At 44.2% G+C, this 24,460-nt stretch carries 15 protein-coding genes; 12 read left to right on the forward strand and 3 right to left on the reverse strand.

Annotation, left to right across the window (positions count from 1 at the left end):
• Positions 1 to 1,683 precede the first annotated feature (1,683 nt).
• From dam to acpS, 11 genes are all read left to right on the forward strand, one after another.
• Complete coding sequence (dam, locus tag A359_RS03275; RefSeq protein WP_014888435.1) at positions 1,684 to 2,496, forward strand: adenine-specific DNA-methyltransferase; 813 nt, start codon at positions 1,684 to 1,686, stop codon at positions 2,494 to 2,496.
• A 51-nt stretch (positions 2,497 to 2,547) separates the two neighbouring features.
• Entirely contained in the window at positions 2,548 to 3,228 is a 681-nt protein-coding gene (gene rpe / locus A359_RS03280; protein WP_014888436.1) for a ribulose-phosphate 3-epimerase, read from the forward strand.
• Between the two features lie 685 nt (positions 3,229 to 3,913).
• Complete coding sequence (gene trpS / locus A359_RS03285; protein WP_014888437.1) at positions 3,914 to 4,966, forward strand: tryptophan--tRNA ligase; 1,053 nt, start codon at positions 3,914 to 3,916, stop codon at positions 4,964 to 4,966.
• 2,080 nt (positions 4,967 to 7,046) lie between these two features.
• On the forward strand, positions 7,047 to 8,456 hold the full coding sequence (gene ftsY, locus A359_RS03290; protein ID WP_014888438.1) for a signal recognition particle-docking protein FtsY: 1,410 nt from the start codon (positions 7,047 to 7,049) through the stop codon (positions 8,454 to 8,456).
• A gap of 1,409 nt (positions 8,457 to 9,865) precedes the next feature.
• A complete protein-coding gene (rpoH, locus tag A359_RS03295; protein WP_014888439.1) occupies positions 9,866 to 10,723 on the forward strand; it encodes an RNA polymerase sigma factor RpoH in 858 nt (285 codons plus the stop codon).
• A gap of 1,156 nt (positions 10,724 to 11,879) precedes the next feature.
• On the forward strand, positions 11,880 to 13,679 hold the full coding sequence (gene lepA / locus A359_RS03300; RefSeq protein WP_014888440.1) for a translation elongation factor 4: 1,800 nt from the start codon (positions 11,880 to 11,882) through the stop codon (positions 13,677 to 13,679).
• Positions 13,680 to 13,694: 15 nt separating this feature from the next.
• Complete coding sequence (gene lepB, locus A359_RS03305; protein ID WP_014888441.1) at positions 13,695 to 14,669, forward strand: signal peptidase I; 975 nt, start codon at positions 13,695 to 13,697, stop codon at positions 14,667 to 14,669.
• 182 nt (positions 14,670 to 14,851) lie between these two features.
• Positions 14,852 to 15,532, forward strand: a complete 681-nt coding sequence (gene rnc, locus A359_RS03310) for a ribonuclease III (RefSeq protein WP_014888442.1) — start codon at positions 14,852 to 14,854, stop codon at positions 15,530 to 15,532.
• Positions 15,529 to 16,428: a GTPase Era gene (era, locus tag A359_RS03315; RefSeq protein WP_014888443.1), complete on the forward strand. Its 900-nt coding sequence runs from the start codon at positions 15,529 to 15,531 to the stop codon at positions 16,426 to 16,428. Before rnc ends, era begins: the two co-directional genes overlap by 4 nt.
• Positions 16,429 to 17,100: 672 nt before the next feature.
• A complete protein-coding gene (gene pdxJ / locus A359_RS03320; protein WP_014888444.1) occupies positions 17,101 to 17,832 on the forward strand; it encodes a pyridoxine 5'-phosphate synthase in 732 nt (243 codons plus the stop codon).
• Entirely contained in the window at positions 17,832 to 18,212 is a 381-nt protein-coding gene (gene acpS / locus A359_RS03325; protein WP_014888445.1) for a holo-ACP synthase, read from the forward strand. The genes pdxJ and acpS overlap by 1 nt, the downstream gene beginning before the upstream one ends.
• A gap of 1,154 nt (positions 18,213 to 19,366) precedes the next feature.
• Here the strand turns inward: acpS and degQ are convergent.
• Both degQ and zapG read right to left on the reverse strand, forming a co-directional pair.
• Positions 19,367 to 20,737, reverse strand: coding sequence for a serine endoprotease DegQ (gene degQ / locus A359_RS03335; RefSeq protein ID WP_014888447.1), 1,371 nt, complete (start codon positions 20,735 to 20,737; stop codon positions 19,367 to 19,369).
• Positions 20,738 to 20,890: 153 nt separating this feature from the next.
• Positions 20,891 to 21,295, reverse strand: coding sequence for a Z-ring associated protein ZapG (gene zapG, locus A359_RS03340; RefSeq protein ID WP_014888448.1), 405 nt, complete (start codon positions 21,293 to 21,295; stop codon positions 20,891 to 20,893).
• A 1,333-nt stretch (positions 21,296 to 22,628) separates the two neighbouring features.
• Between zapG and A359_RS03350 the strand changes: the two genes are divergently transcribed.
• On the forward strand, positions 22,629 to 22,814 hold the full coding sequence (locus tag A359_RS03350) for a hypothetical protein (RefSeq protein ID WP_044104597.1): 186 nt from the start codon (positions 22,629 to 22,631) through the stop codon (positions 22,812 to 22,814).
• A 93-nt stretch (positions 22,815 to 22,907) separates the two neighbouring features.
• Here A359_RS03350 and ppx read toward each other — a convergent pair whose 3' ends face one another.
• Positions 22,908 to 24,458, reverse strand: coding sequence for an exopolyphosphatase (gene ppx, locus A359_RS03355; RefSeq protein WP_014888449.1), 1,551 nt, complete (start codon positions 24,456 to 24,458; stop codon positions 22,908 to 22,910).
• Positions 24,459 to 24,460: the final 2 nt, after the last annotated feature.

Genomic DNA, 24,460 nt, shown 5'->3' on the forward strand with positions numbered 1-24,460 from the left:
TAAGTACGACTATCATTCTTAATACGGTGTTACGTGAAAAAAGAGCAGCATAACACTCTATATCAGCCTGTGAGTTCCCGACCCAAGGGGACGATATTGCTCGTTTGCTGACATCATGCACGAATAGCGTATATAGTAGCATCGGAAAAGCTACTCGACCAAAGGCGCATCCCTCGCTTTCATGAATTGCATCTAGACCTATGAACGGCTTCTCAAAACAACAGAATAGTTTATAGCTACTAGCTCCGAGGTAAGGCCATAGGATGACCACAGTACTATGATGATAGAAGTTGTACGCAAAGCGCTTTTGCTATATAATGACCTGCTTCTCATGCAGAGATAGCTTCTAAATTTTCTTGTTTGTGCAAGACAAACAAAACAGTTGTAGAGTAGCCAGGTGCATCTGATATACCCATTAAGTGTCAGCAATGCAAAATTTTGCAAAGGCAAAGTAGTTGACTATATGGTTATGCGGCATATGCAGGATTGTGAGGTTTGCACTTGGGTCAGGGCTCCTGCATATAAACGATTATAGAAAAAGTTTTTTAAGCCGCCAAATAGAATTTTTCTTCACCCTGAAATTACCGCCTCTTCTCTCAGTCGTAGAGTGATATTTAGCAGTGAGATTCTAATAGAAACACTGACCCTCCGATAGCGGTGATCTCCACGTACTCTCCTCAGCGGCCTATTTCTCCCGTCTCGACAGAACCACACTGCAGAGAGTATGTGTGATGAATGATGAATAGAGATCAATATTCTATCCTTATTTTTTCTACTGTTTCTAGTGAAAAGCATTATATCAGTGCGTGCATTTATAGCTCACGCTGATTCAAGTCACGACACTCCACAATAAAGACCATCGTATAACATTCACCCCCCCTACCGTTTTGAACCAGTCTTGCCTCCACCGAGCGCCTTCGAGACACAGTAGTGTAGGAGGTGCTCGATCTCGTTTTAAAGACAACAGGAGCATCCCAAAAAATTCAGCAATACATTGAATTAAAGAGTAATATAAGTTAACTTTTTAAAATAAAAAATTTTGTTTACGATTCCCCCGTGAAAATTATCGGTGAAGGAAACGCGTGACCCTCCTCCCCCTGCTTCGGTGGAAATGATAACTGGCATGGATTAAATGACTAAGAGCAAACATCATCTTCTAACACAGCTATGTAGAACGCTACTGTCACGAGCTATCACTCTAAGCACATTGTAATCTCCCGAGTCGCCAGACCAGGCGCCCGCAGAAAACAACCTTGAGCGCTAGAGTACTTGTATATCGTTCGTTACAGCGCGCGTAGCGCTTCAATAAGGATATAACCCCCCCACACAGACTCGCTAATAGTTAATCATTAGCTATATACAGTACAGCACTGCTTCTCAATTCTGGCCTATAATAAAAAGTAGTCATGCACAGCAAAAGCCGATGATCCCATGAGGGGCGTATGAAAGCCTCGAGTATTGTATGGTGCTTTGTAATCGGGGGTTAATCCTTGGCAGGAACAGGCTAAAAACACAACAGAAAAATTGCCCGCTGATGTGCATGCCAAGAAATTCTAAGTAACGAACATGGGTTATCTTAAAAAAATCAAAAATTATTAGGCGTTCCTGAACATAGTACTGTAGTGCTATGGTAGTTAAAGTAAGCTGCGCGATTTTAAAGAGTATGCATTAAGTAAGGAAGGTATGAAGAAAAATCGAGCGTTTTTGAAGTGGGCGGGTGGTAAGTATCCGCTGATTGAGACTATCCGCCGTCACCTGCCTGCAGGCGGTTGCCTGATTGAACCTTTTGTCGGCGCCGGATCGGTGTTCCTTAATACGGAGTATGATTATTATATTCTCGCTGATATAAACAGTGATCTTATCAATATCTTCAATATAGTTAAAGAGCGCCCAAACGACTTTATCCGTGACGCGCGCGCATTGTTTGCTGCTGACGCAAATCTCTCTGAGGTTTACTACCCGCTACGTAGCGCCTTTAATCTTTGTACAGACGCTCATGAACGTGCTGTACTGTTTCTTTATCTCAACCGACATTGCTATAACGGCCTGTGCCGATACAACCTGAGCGGTGAGTTCAACGTTCCCTTTGGTCGCTATAAAAAGCCTTATTTCCCGGAGTGGGAACTGTACCAGTTCGCTGAGAAAGCACGCCGGGCAGTGTTTTTTTGTGAGCACTATGACAAAACGCTCTCTCGCGCCGTACCAGGTTCAGTGGTGTATTGCGATCCACCTTATGTGCCGCTCTCTACTACCGCTAATTTTACGGCGTATTATAACCATAGATTCAATCTCATTGAACAGCAGAATCTGGCTCGCCTTGCCAGCCAATTAGCAGGTGAAAGTAAAATACCGGTACTAATTTCTAATCACGATACCGCTCTGACTCGTCAATGGTATAACGATGCGGTGCTGTACTATGTTACAGCTCGACGGACTATTAGCAGCAACATCTTTGGGCGCAAAAGAGTCAATGAACTATTGGCTTTATATCTTTAAGTGACATGGGCCTTGCCGCAGAATACGGCTTAACTCATGAGAGAAACATAGATGAAAAATTTTTTAATCGCGCCTTCTATCTTGTCAGCAGACTTTGCACGCCTTGGCGACGATACCGCTCGGGTGATATCCGCTGGAGCGGACGTCGTGCATTTTGATGTAATGGATAATCATTACGTTCCTAATCTCAGCATGGGGCCAATGATGCTTAAAGCGCTCCGTAGCTATGGTATTACCGCCCCTCTTGATGTGCATTTGATGGTGAAACCTGTCGATCGGGTGATTCCAGACTTTGCGGCTGCTGGCGCTAGTTATATTACCTTTCATCCCGAAGCATCTGAGCATATCGATCGATCGCTGCAGCTCATCAAAAAACATGGATGCAAGGCCGGGCTGGTATTCAATCCCACCACATCACTGAGCTACCTGGATTATACTCTTTATAACCTTGATGTCATCCTGCTGATGTCAGTAAACCCCGGCTTCAGTGGTCAGTGTTTCTTGCCTTCAACTCTAGATAAACTACGCCAGGCACGGAGACTCATTGATCTCAGCGGCAGGGATATCCGGCTAGAGGTCGATGGCGGTGTCACAGTAAAGAACTGTGGCGCTATCGCCGCTGCGGGCGCTGATATGTTCGTAGCCGGTTCCTCTATATTCAGCCAGCCAGATTACAGTGCCGTCATCAGTGCTATGCGTTACGAGTTAGCAAGAGCAGTAGGTAGTACATAAAGAATAATTGATTATCTACATTACTTTTTGAGCTTACTAAAAGTTTACCGAATAGCTTTACCGGATGATCTAGCACTTTCTATAGGACACTATCAGCGTAAAACATTTTCCTAGATAATCCAAGAAAGCATTACTCGTAGTATCAGAAAGGCGCCTATATTTTAATGAAATTCTCTCCATGCTGGCTCAGCTAAGACGACTTGTAACCACATTCTTCGCTGAAGAGTGCGAAGCGCGCGTTTTTCGACTGAAAGAGAGCGCTGAGGCTGTTGTGGTAAACATTAGCTTTTCAGGGGCTGAGGATAGCGGAAGTGAAAAATAAGATCAGTTTTTTTTGGGAGCTGATACCTGCCTTGCTGCATTTCGAGTACTCCTGCAAATTTATTATTGGCGGTGATCATTCTTGACCCAGAACAAAGCATACAAAGCCACACGAGACATCTTGGATGCATCATCTACGGCGCTGTTATGTGAGAACAGTTGCTCTTATGCTGTTATTCATAATAAAATGAAGATAATGATATTCCCCACGTAGAAGCATTCAAGTGCCTAAGTGCTAGCATTACCTTTGGAGGTAAAAAGAATGCAGCGATCACCCCGCGTTATTTATATGACACACTCAATTTTTGTGCTGATCTCATGCTTGCACTAAGACTTGCATCTTGCGTTAATTAGGACGTTTAAAATGAACAAGCCCATTGTATTTAGCGGGACTCAGCCGTCAGGAGAACTGACTATCGGTAACTATATGGGCGCGTTGCGTCAATGGGTTAAGATGCAGGATGATTATGAATGTATTTATTGTATCGTTGACTTGCATGCTATTACAATCCGTCAGAACGCACATCAGCTTCGAAAGGCTACTTTGGACGTTCTGGCGATGTATTTGGCCTGCGGTATCGATCCGACTAGAAGTACGGTTTTTATTCAGTCGCACGTGCCAGAGCATAGCCAGCTGAGCTGGCTTTTGAACTGTTATACCTCTTTTGGCGAACTGAGCCGGATGACCCAGTTCAAAGAAAAAGCAGTTAGTTATGCCGAAAACATTAACGCCGGGCTATTTGATTATCCGGTGCTGATGGTTGCAGATATTCTACTCTATCAAACCAATCAGGTACCGATCGGGGCAGATCAGAAACAGCATGTAGAGCTCAGCCGAAATCTTGCCAAGAGGTTCAATGCATTATATGGCAATATATTTACCATTCCGGAGCCGTGTATTCCCACATCTGGCTCACGGGTAATGTCATTGCTCGATCCAACGAAAAAGATGTCAAAAACAGATGATAACCGTAATAACGTGATCAGCTTACTGGATGATCCTAGATCTGTGGCTAAGAAGCTTAAGCGCGCGGTAACCGATTCTGACGAGCCGCCGGTAGTGCGTTACGATCTTATGACTAAACCCGGCGTTTCTAATTTACTAGATATTCTCTCAGGTGTGACTAATACGCCGGTAGTGGAGTTAGAGAAAGCATTTTCCGGAAAAATGTACAGCCATCTAAAAAATACCGTTGCAGATGCCGTGTCGGCGATGCTAATCTCGTTACAGAATCGCTATTATCTCCTACGCGAAGACGAGACATATCTGAATCAAGTTTTGTGCAATGGCGCAGAGCAATCCCGCGCGCGGGCTAGCATAACATTAGCCAAGGCCTATGAAGCCGTTGGCTTTGTTGCTAGCCCTTTAGCCAATCATCCCTTAAATCCCCATTATCCTATCCTAGTCACGAAATAGTCTAGATTAGAAGCCGCACACTAATCACTCTGCTATTAAATGCTCTATGTGCCTTTCATTCAGGTGGGGAGCATAAGAATAAAGACCTGATAAATTTATAGACACGATCTGAACGGTAGATGCTATATATATTAGCAAGATCATTTAGCGGTTTGGCTCGTTTTTTCTATCGGGTCTACTTCATACGATGTGCACCGTGTTCGGAATGTCTAATGAGGGCATCAGTTAAGCATTAGTATAACTTCTGATGCCTTATTTTTTATTAATACCTTGCATTAGATGCACACAAGATCGAATGATAGTTTAGAAGTGTTGTAAAAAGGCATGGTGTCGGCGTGAAGGCGGTGATCGATAGAGATAATCGACTTTCTTGTCTCCCCACACTTATTGCATCTTTAGGTGCTAAGATTTTATTGCGTCACTCTACCCATCGTCTGGAGGCAGCGAAATATTGCACATTTTTGCCTAGTGGCACATAGATAGCTTGCTTTTCTTCCTTAACAGAGTAGCGCGGTAGTAAAGATGTTTTGTAATCGCCATAATCCGATGCTTCTATGAGTGTTTAGGATGGCTCTTTCATCTAAAAAGGAGGCGTAGAGCTCGTGAAACAGTGGGACTGTTTTGCGAAAAATAAGCCAAAGATTATTTTATTTCTCTTATCTACAGAAAAGATGATGGATGCGACAAACTCGCTTTTTGTTAAAGACTATGCGGATAACCTATTCCTAATGCTTTTAGCAAAAAATTAAAGCTTGCTTCTATCAATGAATGAATCTATGCTTGATAGCATATTAATATTTTTATGTTGAATTTATGATGCTGTTTTCTCACTTGTTGAGATACAAATCGTTTTTGTGTCTTAAGAGCATTTATGGTTAGTTGAGACATAGGGCAGACAGTGCTCTTAGAGCTTAATAAAAAGCAACGCGCCTTATTTTATTATTAGCAGTAATATCATGCTGTCTAAAGCGGAGTAAAAAGTAGCTGAACAGGCTGTGACCAAACTCAGTGTATCTTTTCTGGGCAGCAAATTTTGACTACTTTGACTACTTTAGCTACTTTGCTAGAGAGACATGCTGCTTTTATTCTTTGGTGTGTCAGGAAGTTAGTAGTGGTACATTCTGGTTTTTTTATAGAGAACATGTATTATAATAAATACATTAAAATCAGACAAGAGTGAGAAAAATATATTTTTATTCAATAAATCTGATACATTTTACTCGCATGATTCTCTGTTGAGAAAAAATTAAGCCGTTACGCTCGCTGCAGAGTACTACTCAAGCTTAGAGACCACCTCCCCGAGAGGCACATCACTAAGCGGCTGAAATTAAGAAGCCTAACTTCAGTGATCGTAAAATAATACGGAAGGTTATCAAATCGGTGGGTCAACTTGCTGACCAGGCTACTATGTACGAGCTGCATGCAATTTTGTCGGGCCCATCTGTATCTACGTGCCCATGATCTTAGCGTAGACGAAACCAGCACAATGCTCATAGCTCTTAATTGAATTAATTTATTAAGAATACTGCATAGTGTCTTCATTGCGTAATAGTAGTTCTTCGCGACTCGCGCTCATCAAAAAACTCCCGTATTCAAATACGCCACGGAATAGTTACATGCTGATTATAAAATCATCCCTCATAAGTTAGTTGTTGATGAACTTTTAGTGCAGTCAGTGCGAATTTTCACAGCATCAGAAGTCTATTAAAGAATAGCCTATATGTAGTAAACATGTGTACATAAATAGGATTTATGCATGCAATAGATTGTATATACTATCTTTTCACCGAACTGATGGTTCTCAAAAACATAAAATTACACAGTTAGACCGCACGAACATACATCATGGTCGTGATGACCAGCCTCCCTTTAAGAAGCATCATAGAAGAACAAGATCTGCCCCCCATCGTTTGAGAAAGCTGTTTCAGAGCGCTATCGGCGCTTGGAGGCGATAGCGAAATTTATTTTTCAACAAAAATATGGTGCAGATAAAGTGCTAAACTTTAAGTATTGTTAGAGGCGCAATCTAATTCGCGCTCGTTTTTTTGATCAAAGCGTAGTCGAGGGGTAGTATTCAGCAATGGAAAAAGAGAATAAACGCAGTTTCTTTTCTTGGGTAGGCTGGAATCGTCAGAAAGATGATGTCGGCAGTGAACCAGCATCTGAACGGGAGATTAACTTAACGGGCATTGAGGAGCAAACCGACAATATGCGAGTTCCTCTAACTAATGTGCGAGATGCAGGAGATAACGCTGAAAAAGAGGGATTATCGGATCCGAAAAACTATCATCATAAAAATGATGATACGCGCCTCATGACAACACAGGTGTCATCACGGCGCAGCGATGCCGTCGTTAGCTATAAAACACTTCTAAACAGCACCACTTCCACCATAAAAAATGACTTTGTCGTAAAGCCACGCGAAGAGGATGGCGTTGCTTTACTGTTTGGGAGTACCGATGCCCCTGCACTGGAAAATCATAATGACGCCAGCGTAGCGCTAACGTTATCAGCGGATCTTATCGTAGATAAGAATGCCATATCGAGGTCAGTGATAGACGGTCTACCCCCTGGTGTCGGTCGCGGAAAATTTTTTTCCAGGCTGAAAAACAGCCTGGCACAGACAAGAAAAACTCTGGGATCTGGATTGATTAAATTATTTCTCGGAAAGAAAATTGATAATAATTTGTTTGAGGCATTAGAAGAGCAATTGCTTGTCGCTGACGTGGGCATCCAGACCACGCGAAAAATAATTGATGGTTTAATTGCTCATGCCGGACGCGGTCATCTTAAGGATGCAGAAGTTCTGTACAGTCAATTACGCAAAGATATGGCGGCTATTCTCGCTAATGTCGAGGAGGGACTCAAGTTGACTCGAAAAGCTCCTTTCGTGATCCTAATGGTCGGAGTTAACGGCGTGGGGAAAACCACTACCATCGGAAAACTTGCTCGGCAATATCAGACTGACGGGAAACGGGTCATGCTAGCAGCGGGGGATACATTCCGCGCTGCGGCGGTAGAGCAACTACAGGCATGGGGAGAGCGTAACGAAATCCCGGTGGTGGCAAAAAAGACCGGCGCCGACTCTGCATCTGTTATCTTTGACGCTCTACAGTCAGCTAAAGCACGCGAGATTGATGTACTGATAGCGGACACTGCAGGACGGCTGCAAAATAAAACACACCTGATGGACGAACTGAAGAAAATCGTTCGTGTCATAAAAAAGCTAGATGTTGAGGCGCCACATGAAGTGATGCTGATCCTTGACGCTAGCACTGGACAGAATGCTATCAGCCAGACTCACTTATTTAATGATGCGCTGGGCCTGACCGGCATCGCGCTTACTAAATTAGATGGCACTGCTAAAGGCGGAGTCATTTTTTCTGTGGCAGAGCGTTTCGGTATCCCGATTCGTTATATTAGTATCGGAGAGCACGAGGATTTGCAGCCTTTTAAAGCCAGCGATTTTATTGAGGCGCTTTTTCGGTAGTACTAAACACGCATAATGCGCTTTAAGCAAGTTAGCCAATCCTGTCTTGTAGGAAGACAGGAGCGACACAGAGGGCATGCCTTTACTGCTGTCCGGCTGATATGTAGCTTCTTCCTAGTGCTTCTGGCATAAGAACAAGCGCCCTACTAAAAGTAATATGCAGGATTGATTGACCAAGAGCACGAGCCGTATTTGAATTAGCAGTCACGATGTTATTTATTTTCAAGAAGCAACATCGCGTCATGTACTGATACAGGCCTCAGTCGGGGAACTACAGCGTATAGGCATTACCTTTTCCGAGGCCTAGGTTCCTGTGATGTTGCTGTCGGACTAGCCAAAGAGGAAAACGAAATCACGCCATATTGCAGAGCATGCTGATTTTCTTGGAGGACTTTAACAGTGTAGGCGCGACAGCCTAGATATCGGTCTATAATCCTAGGCTGATAACACAAAAGAGTTTTTGTACATTTATGCTCAATAAGAGTGGATTATTCTCAAAGGTCTATAAAGAGTCAAGTTGATTAACTTATGAGCGCTAGAGAACATAGCGCAGGCAGACAGAAAAATCAGCGCAATGTAGGTTCCTCTCACCTGGAGTGAGAGCAGAAGTGGCTCTATACCTGGTTAAGTACAGAAGAGTATATGAGACGTTGGCTGCTAGGAGCTTTTTTAAAAGCCAAAGTCGTTACCATTTGATTAACCTTGCTTAGTTTGTATTATATTCATGATTATCGCCAAGAATATTCGTTAAGTGTTTTTCAGTCGGTGTTATGCCATTAAAGTTATGCAATGAATCTGCGCTACTAATAGATTGATCCTCAATCCGTTGCTAAACGGAGGGGTTTACTTGTTCTGGGTGGTACAGCGCTTTCCTTAGTTTTGTCCGGCAAGCTAGTCTAGTAGCTCGCATCGGTCCTAGCGCATGTGGCAGTGATGTTTAGCACCATGTTTGAGTTTTGCTGCTTTAGCTGGAACGAAACGATCTTGTGTGTGCGAATTTCGTTCATTCTGGGCTGGTGTGCGGCGAGGTTATTGACGCTAGAATATTTACGCAGCGGTGTATAATAATGCGTTATCTTGACGGTTCTGTTGATTAAGTTTTAGTACAAACCGTTACTTATCTCTAAATGAGATTGAGCATGAGATTTAACTTAATCACCTAATGGTGAAGGAGATTATCTTTTTACTAAACTCACATAAGCATATGTGCTTATACAGGATATCTTATTTACGCCGGTTAACATCTGAACATCATTTTATTGATACAATACAACTAAGATTAAGTTTGTTGATTTCTTCACTTAGTGAGAGGATAAAAAGTTTCTTATCGGCTGTTCAATGATGGAGTGTCTCGTCCCAGTGCGAAGCTTCTGAAGAACGTTGCCAAAGTATCTAGTAAGAGGTTATACATGATCAAAGATATGCAAGTTTTAGCCTATGCACCTCAGGGCAGTCTAGAAGCCTATGTCAGGTCTGTCTATGCCTATCCAATGCTAACAGCAGAAGAAGAGAGGGGTCTGGCTGAAAGATTACATTACAAGGGCGATTTGGAGGCTGCCAAGCAATTAATTCTTTCCCACCTGCGATTTGTTGTGCATGTTGCGCGTAACTATTCCGGTTACGGCCTGTCTCAGGCTGATCTGATTCAGGAAGGCAATATCGGCCTGATGAAAGCCGTCCGCCGGTTTAACCCAGCAGTAGGTGTCCGGCTTGTCTCGTTTGCGGTCCATTGGATCAAAGCAGAAATTCATGAATACGTTCTGCGCAACTGGCGTATTGTTAAAGTAGCGACCACTAAGGTGCAGCGTAAGCTTTTCTTCAACCTACGTAAAACAAAGAAGCGATTGGGATGGTTCAACCAGGACGAAGTAGATATGGTAGCTAAAGAGCTGGGAGTGACTAGTAAGGATGTTCGTGAAATGGAGTCTCGTATGGCTGCGCAGGATATGACCTTCGATCCCGTGCCGGAAGATAATATCCAGGAAGGACATCCGATGCCGCCGATGCTGTACCTGCAGGATAAAGCATCTGATTTCGCCAACAGTATCGAAGAAGATAACTGGGACTATCACGCTGCCGAAAAGTTGAGCCTAGCGTTAGACGGTCTCGATAAGCGCAGCGAGGAAATCATCCGTTCGCGTTGGCTAGACGATGACAACAAAATCACCCTGCAGGAGTTAGCTAATCGGTACGGGGTCTCCGCGGAGCGTGTGCGCCAGCTTGAAAAAAACGCCATGAAGAAAATGCGTCTGGCAATTGAAGCTTGAAAACTGTACACTAGTTGTTCTGAAGCAATATGCACGACCTGTGGTCAGCAGTGAAGCTCAAAGCCGGTAAAATTTTCACCGGCTTTTTTATTGAGCGTAGATCCAAGGGAATTAAAGTAGTGGTATAGCATTACGGCACGTCACTCTGCTACGTCACATAAAGCATTGCCAAGTCAGATCAACTTCTCTAAACAAGTGGTGACCTTAAAAATAAGGCTAGCTGACAGAAGAATGTTACAGTCATGTACATGAAGATGACAGTGAACTATAACCTCGACGTCTCGAGCGGTTAGCGCCGATGCTATAACCGTCTAGATATTAGTAAACAACATAGTAGATGAGACATAATTCTGTTGGTATGGTAGTTACTGGTATTTGTTGATTAATATTCTAAGAAGATCAGTATGTAGGTTGTTAAAGGACAGAGAGCGCCTCTAATCTATCGAGCGCGTACCTAAACAAGTGTGTTTTAACCCTGATTAGACCCCAGCTGCTAACGCTGACACTACACGACGGGGAAATGGATTTTAGGAGAGCTGGTACGCTGGTGTTATAGACTGTAGACATATAACAATAGCCTTATCTCTTTAGGCTCACTCATTAAATTTAAATCTATTATTTTATTTTTTTACCAGGAAGTTCCTGTGCGCTTGTGAAATTTTGTGTGAATATGGGGTACATTTTCAAAATTGAACACAGTAAGTTGAGCTAATCATTACTAAAAATTGCCACCTACCATTAAGGTGGATTGCTAGCATAAAACTGTGTGAAAAAAGCAAGGAAAGCTACTTATTACACTTCGGTGAGGTGGGTAATTGGAGCTGGTAAATAACGAATCATATGACGGGCGCGTGCCTCCTTGATTGAACAGAAGCATAGCTTCATGGCAGGATTTTAATAAAAAAATTGAGTAAAATAGTTTATTTAAGAGCATTCTTCAAGAAAAAATTAGTGCGGAGTTAGCGGTAAGTAACAAATCACTGTTATAAAAAAAATATAAATGCAAGGCCTGGATCTCGGGAAGAACCTGACAGTTCTTTTTTACTTTCCTGAAACAGTGTAGGATATTTAGTATATTTTATAGACTGCAGCCTCGTTTTCATCAGAGTGACTCCAGTACTGATAAAGAGCTATTTTAATATAAAGCTTTCTTAAAATGAAGAACATACGTAACTTCTCTATTATTGCCCACATTGACCACGGAAAATCAACGCTATCCGATCGCCTAATACAGATCTGCGGTGGTCTGAGCGAGCGTGAAATGGCGTCCCAGGTGCTGGACTCTATGGATCTAGAGCGTGAGCGCGGCATCACTATCAAGGCGCAAAGCGTTACTTTGCACTATCGAGCGCTTGACGGAAAAATTTATCAGCTGAATTTCATCGATACCCCAGGACATGTAGATTTTTCGTATGAAGTCTCTCGTTCACTAGCTGCTTGCGAAGGAGCACTCCTGGTTGTAGATGCTGGACAAGGGGTAGAAGCTCAAACCTTAGCTAACTGCTATACCGCACTGTCAATGAATTTAACAGTAATCCCGGTGCTGAATAAAATCGACTTGCCCGCCGCCAATCCTGATCGCGTAGCACAGGAAATCGAAGATATTATTGGCCTTGACGCTAGCGACGCAGTGCGCTGTTCCGCGAAAACAGGTGTAGGTATATGTGATGTGCTCGAACGGTTAGTACGCGACATCCCTCCGCCTGAGGGAGACCCGACTGCACCGCTGCAGGCGTTGATTATCGACTCCTGGTTTGATAACTATTTAGGCGTAGTATCTCTGGTGCGTATTAAGAATGGTATGCTGCGCAAAGGTGATAAAATCAAGGTAATGAGCACTAACCAAATGTATAACGTAGCCCGGCTAGGTATTTTCACCCCTAAACGCATCGACCGCGAAGTTCTCAACTGTGTTGAGGTCGGTTGGCTAGTCTGCACAATTAAAGATATTCACGGCGCGCCGGTAGGCGATACTATTACGCTAGCTCGCCAGCCGGCGGAGAAAGTGTTGCCGGGGTTTAAAAAAGTGAAGCCACAGGTATATGCTGGTTTTTTCCCTGTAAGCTCTGACGATTATGAGGCATTTCGCGATGCTCTGAGCAAGCTTAGCCTGAACGATGCCTCATTATTCTATGAGCCGGAAAGCTCTACTGCGTTAGGTTTTGGGTTCCGCTGTGGCTTTCTTGGCCTGCTGCATATGGAGATCGTTCAGGAGCGGCTAGAACGTGAATATAATCTCAATCTTATCACTACCGCCCCAACAGTCATTTATGAGGTATTGACTACTGATCACAAGACGGTTTACGTAGATAGCCCGTCTAAGTTGCCCCCGATGAATAAAATTACCGCACTACGCGAGCCTGTAGCTAAGTGTGACATACTGCTGCCACAGGCGCATGTGGGTCATGTTATCAGCCTGTGTATCGAAAAACGCGGTGTTCAAAAAAATATGGTTTATCATGACCAGCAGGTGGCGTTAACCTATGACATTCCCATGTCAGAAGTGGTGCTGGATTTCTTTGATCGGCTGCAATCTATTTCGCGCGGTTATGCCTCACTAGATTATAAATTCATCCGTTTTCAGAATGCTGATATGGTAAAGGTTGATGTGTTGATTAATAACGAGCGGGTTGATGCACTAGCATTGATTACGCATCGTGAGAACGCACCATATCGCAGCCGTGCTTTTGTCGATAAACTGCAGGAACTGATCCCGCGGCAGCAGTTTGATATTGCTATTCAGGCGTCTATTGGAAATCATATTATCGCCCGCTCTACTGTTAAGCAGTTGCGTAAGAACGTTCTAGCGAAGTGCTATGGTGGCGATGTTAGCCGTAAAAAAAAGCTGCTGCAAAAGCAGAAAAAAGGTAAAAAACGAATGAAACAGGTTGGTAACGTTCAGCTTCCACAGGAAGCATTCCTGGCAATTTTGCACGTGGGGAAAGAAAGCAGATAAGCTTTAGGAGATGGTATGGCGAAAATGTTTACCCTAATTTTAACACTTACGACACTTATTACTGGGGTTCTTTGGTGCGTAGAGCGTTTTAATCTAGCGTCTGCGCGCCGCCGTCAGGTGCGGATATGGGGTAAGAAACATACCACTAAAGCCGCTGAGGTGAAGGCGGGGCATGAAGTCGCTATTCATCTTAGCGCTAATCCTGGGTGGCTCAAGACTTCTGCATCTATTTTCCCAGTACTGTTATTCGTCTTTATAGTACGTTCATTTTTTTTTGAGCCGTTTCAAATTCCCTCAGGCTCTATGATGCCAACTTTGTTGGTCGGTGATTTTGTTCTAGTGAAAAAGTTTTCTTATGGCATTAAAGACCCGATCACCCAGATGATGCTTATTGAAACCGGTCATCCACAACGTGGTGACGTGGTTGTTTTTAAATACCCACTCAACTCTAGACTAAACTATATAAAACGGGTCGTTGGATTGCCGGGCGACCGGATTAATTACGATCCCACGCATAAACGCGTGACGGTCTGTCCTGGTAGCGCCCCAGCATTACCCATTACCTATAGTGAATGTACCCTGCGTGATGTTGTTTCGCAACCCAGCAACGCTACCAGCATCCCTGAAGCCAGCAGTAATTTCCTAAAGGCAACGCCCAATAATTTGCCGGACGACGTCATTTTTCTAGCGAAACGAAAAGAGTCGTTTGGCGGAACTTCGCACAATGTACTGACAGTGCTAGGACAGAAGGATCCAGTAGGGATGTATTATCAGCAGCCAGGTAGTGCGCTGGGGGAGTGGATCGTGCCGAAAGGAGAGTATTTTATGATGGGAGATAACCGTGATAATAGTTCTGATAGTCGTTATTGGGGATTCGTACCGGAAAGAAATTTGTTGGGTAAAGCGACGATCATTTGGATGAGTTTCGATAAGCAAGAAGGACAATGGCCGACTGGCATACGCTGCAGCCGCATTGGTAGGATTTATTAATTTCTTTTTTAGCGAAGCATTATTTTGCTGACTGATGTAGAATAACGATTAGATGAGAGTGTAATATGTCCTCCGTATTGAATCCTCTATCAACGAAGAAGTAATTTTAAGCGGGAGCATATTACCCCCAGGCCTGTTCCCCCTACCGCAGTTTTTACGCATAGTTAAGTTATTGGTAACGCATGAATCCCATCCTAATCAATAGGCTCCAGAAGAAACTAGGTTATGCTTTCCAGCAGTCTGAACTTTTGTTGCAGGCGTTAACGCACCGCAGTGCTAGCAGCAAACACAATGAGCGGCTAGAATTTTTAGGCGATTCTATATTAAGCTATGTCATCGCTAATGCTTTGTATCAGCGCTTCCCTCGCGTGGATGAGGGGGACATGAGCCGGATGCGTGCTACACTAGTGCGTGGTAATACGCTTGCAGAGGTGGCAAGAGAGTTTGAGCTAGGCGTATGTTTGCGTCTAGGGCCGGGAGAGCTGAAAAGCGGCGGTTTCCGCCGTGAATCTATTTTAGCTGATACAGTGGAAGCATTAATTGGGGCTGTTTTCTTGGATAGCGAAATTCATACCGCCGAACACCTGATTCTTTCCTGGTACCGTATACGTCTGGATGCAATCAGCCCTGGCGATAAGCAAAAAGATCCCAAAACCCGGCTACAGGAATACCTCCAGGGACGGCATTTGCTTTTACCTACTTATCTTGTCGCCAATGTGCGCGGAGAGGCACATGATCAGGAATTTACAATACACTGTCAGGTCAGTGGCCTGGCGCAGCCGGTGGTCGGAAATGGCTTAAGCCGTCGCAAAGCCGAGCAGGCGGCGGCGGCACAAGCACTAAAATTGCTACAATTTGAATGAGTGAACAGACCACCTATTTTGGTGCCGTGGCAATTGTAGGTCGTCCAAACGTCGGGAAATCTACATTACTGAATCAGCTGTTAGGACATAAGGTCTCAATTACCTCGTCTAAACCGAACACCACTCGTCACCGCATTATCGGAATTCGTACTGATAGGAATTACCAAACTATCTACGTAGATACTCCAGGGCTGCATCTTGAAGAGATAAGAGGGAGGCGGGTCAACCGATTAATGAATCGTACCGCCAGTAGTGCCATTTTCGACGTAGAATTAGTCGTCTTCGTGGTGGAAGGCCTTCACTGGAGGGAAGACGATCAGATCCTAGTAAATAAACTACGCAATATTAGTTGTCCAGTCGTGCTGGCGATCAATAAAGTAGACAACGTTCCCGACAAGAAGAAGTTACTACCACACATGCAATGTCTTAGTCAGAAGATGTCTTTCCATCATATTTTGCCTATCTGCGCTGAAAACGGCATGCATGTCGATATGCTCGGTGGTATCGTACTTAATACATTACCGGAAGGTGAGCATTATTTTCCTGAGGCCTATATTACGGATCGCTCACAGTGTTTTATGGCATCAGAAATCATTCGTGAAAAGTTGATGAGGTTTCTTGGTGATGAGCTGCCCTATTCCGTTAGGGTAGAAATTGAACGCTTTTCTTCTAATAATTGCGGATTTTATGATATACATGGGCTGATTTTAGTAGCGCGACCTGGGCAGAAAAAAATAGTCATCGGCAATAAAGGTTTTAAAATTAAGATGATCAGTATCGCCGCTCGTCAGGATATGGAAGCTATGTTCGAGATAGTTGTTCATCTTCACCTGTGGGTAAAAGTCAAAAAAGACGGGCCTGATAATGAAAGCGCTTTATCAAATCTGATGTCTTGAGAGGTCAAAAAGATGTAGCAGGAAAGATTTAAATCAGTTATAAGTCTGCAGAGTGTTTATAGCACATATAACTACTGCCTATATTTTGTAATCAATATTTTATTCCGTCCTGCTCAGGCTGCCACTTAATCTCTGCAAAGTCACACAACGATGTTAGTAGACTGCATTCGCACACCATAGCATCGAGCCTAAAAGAGATGTTTGATAGCAAAGGTATGCTAAAATATCCTGCACCTCAATCGTATAACGACAGAGATGCTCTTATTGATGCATCTAGGTTAAGGCGGTGCTTGCTTGCATCGCCTTGAGTTTGCTTTGTCAGTCGATGATGACATAACCCAGCTTCGGGGTGGGGATAGTTAAGCGCTTTATCGCAAGGGGGGAATGCATCGATAGTTCGGAAATTTAGCAGTCTCTCTCTGGCATCCCCTAGAAAGGGCGTTATCTCCTAATACAGAAATCTAGAATGCATTTAGTGCCTTAAGTGACTTTTATAAATCCGGGCCGCGCTATGTAGGTGCTAAATGACTACAGACGATGAGCGAGCTCGCTAGTTTATGACATAGCGGTTCAAAAAGAGACCGGTACAGGCTAGATTAGGTGATGCGGGTCTGAAGGAGCTCGCTGATGCACATATAGGGATGCTATGTCAATACACTTCAGAGGAAGAAAATGTCTAAAGTACTTTTGGGCGTGAATATCGATCATATTGCAACATTACGCAATGCGCGTAGAACGGCTTGCCCTGATCCGATTCAAGCAGCATTGATTGCCGAGCAAGCTGGGGCGGATAGTATTACCGTGCATCTGCGAGAAGATCGCCGGCATATTACTGATCATGATGTTCATCTTCTTAGAGAACAGATTCAGACTCGAATGAATTTAGAGATGGCAGTGACGGCAGAGATGGTCGAGATTGCATGCGCTTTGTCGCCGCACTTATGTTGCTTGGTGCCAGAAAATCGTCAGGAAGTCACCACCGAAAGAGGGCTAGATGTTTCAGGTCAGCCTGATAAACTGCGTCAGGCAGTGGCCCGTTTGAGTGATGCCGGCATTCAGGTCTCTATATTTATCGATGCTGATAAGCGGCAGATTGCAGCAGCGGCCGAGGTAGGGGTGTCCTGCATTGAAATTCATACCGGTGCTTATGCTGAGGCGCTCGACGAAAACTCGCGCACTGCAGAGTGCGCTCGCATAAGTCAGGCCGCAGAGTACGGAGTGACTTTAGGTCTTAAGGTTAATGCCGGCCATGGTCTTGATTATCATAATGTGAAACCTGTGGCTTTTCTATCGCCAATACAAGAGCTAAATATTGGCCATGCAATCATTAGTCGTGCCGTGATTGTCGGCCTGACATCTGCGGTAAGAGAAATGAAACATCTGATCTCTGAAGTGCGCTGCTAATGGCGATTGTCGGCATCGGTAACGATATTGTCGACATTCGCCGCATTGAGGCTGTCGTTGCCTACAGCGGGGATCGACTTGCACGCCGGATCCTAAGCTCCTATGAATGGTTGCAATATCAACAGCATAGTCAGCCGACATGCTTCCTGGCTAAACGGTTTGCGGTAAAAGAAGCGGCATCTAAAGCGCTAGGTACTGGCATGCGAGATGGGACGACTTTTTCGCAATTTGAGGTCCGAAATTATGCGATGGGTAAACCATCTTTGCGGTTATTTTCCCAAGCGGCAGTACTGGCCAGTCGATTAGGTGTCACAGGCATGTACGTCACGCTAGCTGATGAGCGACATTACGCGTGTGCAACTGTTATTTTTGAAAAATAACGCTCTCCGGTATTTGTGATTGTTTCCTAAAGGTCTACTGCATTCCGTGCAGTAGGGATGATAAAGATTCAGTTAGTAAATGATATAAAGAATCTGCGTTACTCCCCTAACATTATCATCTGATGTAGTTTTTTCTGCCGACTCTTTCCTGAAAGAAGGAGTCATAATGGTTCTATAGTATAGACTCATATCACCACCCAGAGGGCTACTCAGCCGCAATAAGGGCTCGCCTCAAATAGAGAGCCCACTGTAGATGATCCGCTTTGTTTTTTTTAAGCATCAGAACTTTTCTGCTTATGAGACTAATTTTAAACTGCATTCTTACGTATATATTATGCGGATGAGTAATATACGCACCCGTGGCATTGCCATAAACGAACAATAGATTAAAAAATATTGCAATACGGCACGCCAACATGAGGCACGAGTAAGCTATCCTCATCATCCGTGAAAAGGTAAAAATTTTAAAATTCGGGTGTACTTTTGCTCAGGTGGTCTAACCATATGATATTAGACTTTAGAGATCATTTATTTCACTAAGGAAAACATAACATCTATTTTTCAATAACACTTTTTACATTAGCACCTCATTACCTGAGGATCAGGCATGCTTGCATGATTCTTATTTTTGAAAAAATTATTAGGCCACTTATCAGTCACAGGCTATTTAAGGTGCGGATGTTAGTTATCGATATGGCCCTTATCTTGCTTTAAGGGCTTCCTCAAGCACTATCACTTGAGCAAAGCTGTAATGGTTGTTACGAAGAAAATGAATTAGGTTATACCGGCGGAACAGTGTCTGCAACGCGTTTAATTTTAACTTACAACACCTAGTGCAGGGTGGTTATCTAAGCTTGTATTACTATGAATGCGCAGGAAGCTACATGCAGTGACAAACAGACTTAAAATATTGGTTAATCAAATTATATCTTTAGGGATACTAGAAAAAGTTACAACGCCTATAGGGCTGCATTTGAGATGCAGACTGCTATTTTTAAGCATCACTTTTTTAAAAAGTGAGCAAGCATGCTTGATTTCATTCATGAAACAGGTATGTGACTATGTTTCTGAGTGAAGGCTGAGAATAATGCTAGTGGGCTAACAACATATATCAAACGGACACAGGCGCGTGCCGGCGTCCGTTTTTTTATTTGTTAGCGTAGCAAGAGAAAAATACGCACGTCGCGGCGTATGATATTTAACGCCATAACTGGCGGTTTGGCCTCCAAGACTTTTCGTAGTTGCGCTAGGTTCTGCACTCTGTCCAGGTTTAGGCCGACGATCATATCTCCTTTTTGCAAGCCGATCGTAGCGGCAGGGGAATCTTTCACAAGATCTTCTACCTTCACGCCCTTGGTGCCATCTTTCAACTGACTGTTGCTAAGAGCAGCGCCTTGCAGAGAAGGCGTAAGAATTTCTTCACTAGTGGTTGCGGCCGCACTGTCATCTAGAACTACTGATACCGTTTTTATCTTACCGCTTCGCAGCAGGCTGAGTTTAACGGTTTTACCGGGAGCGGTCGTGCCAACTTTAACCCGAAGTTCAGCAAAGCTCTGTATTGGTTTGTTTTCTAATGAAATAATAATATCGCCAGCTTTGATGCCAGCCTTAGCTGCAGCGGAATTCGGCAACACTTCGCTTACGAAGGCCCCGCGTTGGGCATCAATATTAAATGCTTTAGCAATATCAGCCGTTAGCTCGGTACCTTTAATACCTAACTGGCCGCGTTTTACTTCTCCATATTCAATCAGTTGCTGACTCAAGTTTTTCACAATGTTGCTGGGAATGGCAAAACCAATTCCAATATTACCACCACCTGGGGCAAGAATGGCAGTATTGATGCCAATAAGCTCGCCCCTGAGGTTCACCAGTGCACCACCCGAATTCCCGCGGTTAATAGACGCATCAGTCTGAATGAAATTCTCCAGGCCCTTCAAATTCAATCCGCTACGTCCCAAGGCGGAGACAATGCCAGATGTTGTAGTCTGCCCGAGGCCGAATGGGTTACCCACCGCAACCGCGAAGTCGCCGACCTGGAGGGTGTCAGAGTCAGCCATGGTTACTTCTCTAAGGTTTTTCGGGAACAATAATTGCAACAGCGCCAAATCAGTTTGCTCATCGTGACCTATTAGCTTCGCGTCGAATTCGCGACTGTCATTGAGCTGTACTTTAATCTTATCGGCACTGTTGACTACATGATTGTTAGTGATGACATAACCCTGAGCGGCATTGATAATCACTCCTGAACCCAGACCTTCAAACCGGCCCGTCTCGCCAGTGTCGCCAGGAGCATCGGGTCCGAAGAAGTACTTGAATTCCTTAGGAAGCGTAGGTCTCCGGACAGGATGAGACCCCTCGACATAAACGGTTACCACCGCTGGAAGAACTTTGGTCAGCATCGGTGCTAGGCTGGGCATTGACTGCCAAACGACCTCACCGGGTAGCGCTGCCCGAGATGCTGTAACAGGGAGTAAGCTCAGCCCGATGCTGAGCGCCAACGCGCTGCATAGAGGTATTGTTTTCATTGTAACGTTAACTCGCTCGTTTGCGTATCAGATACCTTTGGTTGAGGCGCCCGATGACGGCGACATCGACACCGGGATGATTAGCTCTACCGGGTACGGAAAAGGTCAGCAAGGGTCCGCCGCTGAGGCCAGCGTAACACAGACTGTCCGGTCCTATTTTCGTAAGCCGCGCAGTGAACGACGCGAGCTGCTCTTGTTTTCCGGGCAGTCAGGGGGCTGCATTTCTGGGGGGATTTGATCGTTGTCCGCTTCCGCTTCCGTCAGACGATAACGAAATGGATTTTCTTCCTGGCACCGGTTTGGCAAAAGGCTATTCGAGCTTTGACTAATATGCTTATAAAGCTGGCGGCAATCGTCGGCTATGTTATCTAATAATTCTGCGCTACGGGCGAAATGGGTAGTCAGCTCTTCGCGATACTTGTTCAGTTCAGCTTTGCTTTTGTCCAGCTCGTGCTGCAGCGTTTTCTGCTGACGCACTTTACGGTTGCCAAACCGCATGGCGACTGTACCGATAAAAATTCCCATTAGAACTCCAAGTAGCATATATTGCCAGGTCATAATGACTCCTATGATTTTGACTGCGTTGTTCTGTAGTGTATGATACATGGTTAGAGCCTAACTATAACCGGTAACGAGCCATCAGTGGAATCAGAGCGTATGATTATGAGGGTCTAACTAGACCGGCCTATCTAGCGTATGCGAGAATGTACTCTGATTATCTTTATGTTTTTTTTTGAATATATCAAGATTATAGGTCATTATTAATTCAGGTCACTACATTTTTTCAGCAACTCATCCCTTAATTAGTCCTGAATTTATGACAACTTTTTCAACTAAAGCTGTTTTTTGGTAGTTTGCATTCGTATACCATTCATTAGCAGGTTGCATAAGAAAATAAGACACCTCCTGAACACATTAGGCCATAACTTTTTATTTCGATAGCATATCTAGTACGTTACGAATGATTGCAAAGGTGTTGTATTTTGCATTGATGACGCATGCCATAACTACATAAAGTCACCTTTAAAACTGATGAAGCTGTACCTAATAGGCGCTGACTAGGCCTTGCTTAGTTTGTGAGAAAAGATAGAAAACATCAGAATAACAATATCAGCAGGTAGTATGCACGTACTCTTTTATTCATTGACATGATAGGTCTGAAGGCATGTGATGTAGAAGTATCGAATGTTGATTTGTATGGCGTCAAAAACGCAGGGTAACATTCATCCCTAGCTAGCATTACACATATCGAACACTCTAACATTATCTGCGCTAATTGATTGCACAGAAGCTCTACTGATGCAGAGGCTATTCTGGGTTAGATAAAAGACTCCATTAGAAAATCCGGTTCACTTTCAGCTAACAGCGATTACGATACATGCTAGGATCATGATCCTCTGTTTGGGGGGCAACAAAGGCGCTGATCTAGCGAAGGCCTGCTAAATATTAGCTAGACTTTATTATGCTACACGCATTATAAGATACTGAAGAATGATCCAGCAGGCACTAGCTGAAATAACCTGGTTCTTTTTTAAAACACTTTCGGTTAATGATTTGAACTTGAGTGAGCACGATTCCTGGGTACTTGAATTCATGAAAATAGTAAAATCGTGCTGCATAGGATTAGCTAGTCGAACTAGCCTAACAGTTGCCTCATTGCGTAAAATAGCCTTATTGGAGCCGACTAAATGACTTATTTATTTGTTTTCAACAAAGCCTTCTCACATACACATAATCATGTTATAGGGTAATGCCATCTAAAATGGCTGACATAATACATTGTGTTAAGGTTTGAGCGCATAAAGTAATCAAGTGTGTGTTTTCATAAGACGATTATACTTTATTGGCGCGCTTGGGCTTGCCTTTAAGCTGTACGAATGATCTCGATAGTATGATGCAACAATTAGAAGGAGCTTTAGCTAGCATAAACACCACATCACTATCCGGTAAAAATCTCTATCTCAAGGGTTGCCAAGAGGCTCGCCCAGGTTTTGTTGAGTTCACGGATTATGATGCTATCCGGTGCAGTCAAGTGATTAATCGCGGCAACGCGCACTTGTATGCAGACAGCGTATGAGAAAACGCCACACTGATAGGAATAATCTGCGCTAGTGACATTGTATCAAAAAGCAAAGTTAGAGTATTTATCCTACAATCAATCTATTTCTACTCACGCGGACGTTAGCAAATGATCGCGTGCTTCCATTTCTCCAAATCTCAAAGACCATCCGGGGACATCCGACCAATAATCCCGCTCACGCTCTAGATCCAGCTGCACTAAGTTATTTTGGGCGAAGAAGCCGGCAGGAAATAGTAGTATCCAGTTATAATCCTGGGTGGTAAGGCTCACCCTTACTGGTGAGGTCGCCTGGCGCTGGTTGTTCAGCAGCACGCCAAGACGAAGCAGCTGTAGACAAGGTAATACATGTTTTCTTCTACAGAAGTGGAATCGGGGAAAATCATCTATTTTTATCGCTTTACGATGATGTCGCACAAGCGTTGCGAGTAACAGTTGGTGTTCTTGATTAAAGCCGGGCATATTAGTTTGCTGTAAAATATAGGCCGAATGGCGCTGCATGCCACTGTGGTTGATCCCAAGACCTACCTCATGTAGTTGTGCGGCCCATTTCAGCAGTGCTGTGATCTGCTGATTTTCAAGAGTGGTGTTTTGTGCCCTCCATTGCTGATAAAGGCATGCGGTAGTCTCCCATACCCTCCTGGCCTGATCGATGTCTACATTGTAGTGCTCTGCCAGGCTTTTTGCAGTGCGCATGCGAATATCCTGATGACGGAATCTCCCTTCCATTTCGTACAGTACACCTTCGCGAAGTGCGCAGTCAGATAGTTTAAGCTCTTTGATCTCCAGGGCATCCATAATACCGCACAGAATAGCCAGTCCTGGGATAAAAATGGCTCTGCGTTCTTCTGATAAACCAGGCAGGCTAAGCGCGGAAAAGTGTGTGAACTGCAGTACCTGATCGCAGAGTATTTTTAGTCGCTGAGGCGTGATGATCGCGTCTTTAGCTCGCATCTCAGTTAAAACCTCACAAGCTGCTTTAAAGGTGCCAGAGGCGCCGAGCGCCACTTGCCAACCCATAATGCGGTATTGCCAGGCTATTGTCTCAAGCTTTTGCGCCGCCGCTAGCCGCGCTCGGCAGAAATTAGCTGCGTTGATCTCGCCTCGGGGGAAAAATAAGTGGCTAAAGCTGATACAGCCCATTCTCCGGCTTTCAATGAGCAGTGGTTCAAAATTTTCTCCGATTACCAATTCCGTGGAGCCACCACCGATATCAATCACTAGCTTTCGACCTCTTTCTGCCTGTGTATGCTCGACTCCCATAAAAATCAGCCTTGCTTCTTCGTAACCGGAAATAATCTCAATCGGGTAAGGGATTACAGCCGCTGCCCGATCAAGAAAGATCTGTGCATTCGTTGCCTCACGCAAGGCATGTGTGCCTACGATCATCACTTGTAGCGGCGAAAACCCCTGTAGGCGTTCGGCGAATAACGCAAGACAACTGAGTGCGCGTTCAATAGCCTCCTCGCTTAGGTAATGATTCTTATCAAGACCTTCAGCGAGATAAACCCGCTGCTTGAGCCGACCAAGTACCTGCATGGCGCCGTTGACCACACGTGCCACCACCAGATGAAAACTATTAGAGCCAAGATCTATGGCGGCGAATTCCGCTGGCCTAGAGGTGTTTGTCGATTCTAGAGCCATAT

The sequence above is a fragment of the secondary endosymbiont of Ctenarytaina eucalypti genome, assembly GCF_000287335.1.
Lineage (GTDB): Bacteria > Pseudomonadota > Gammaproteobacteria > Enterobacterales > Enterobacteriaceae.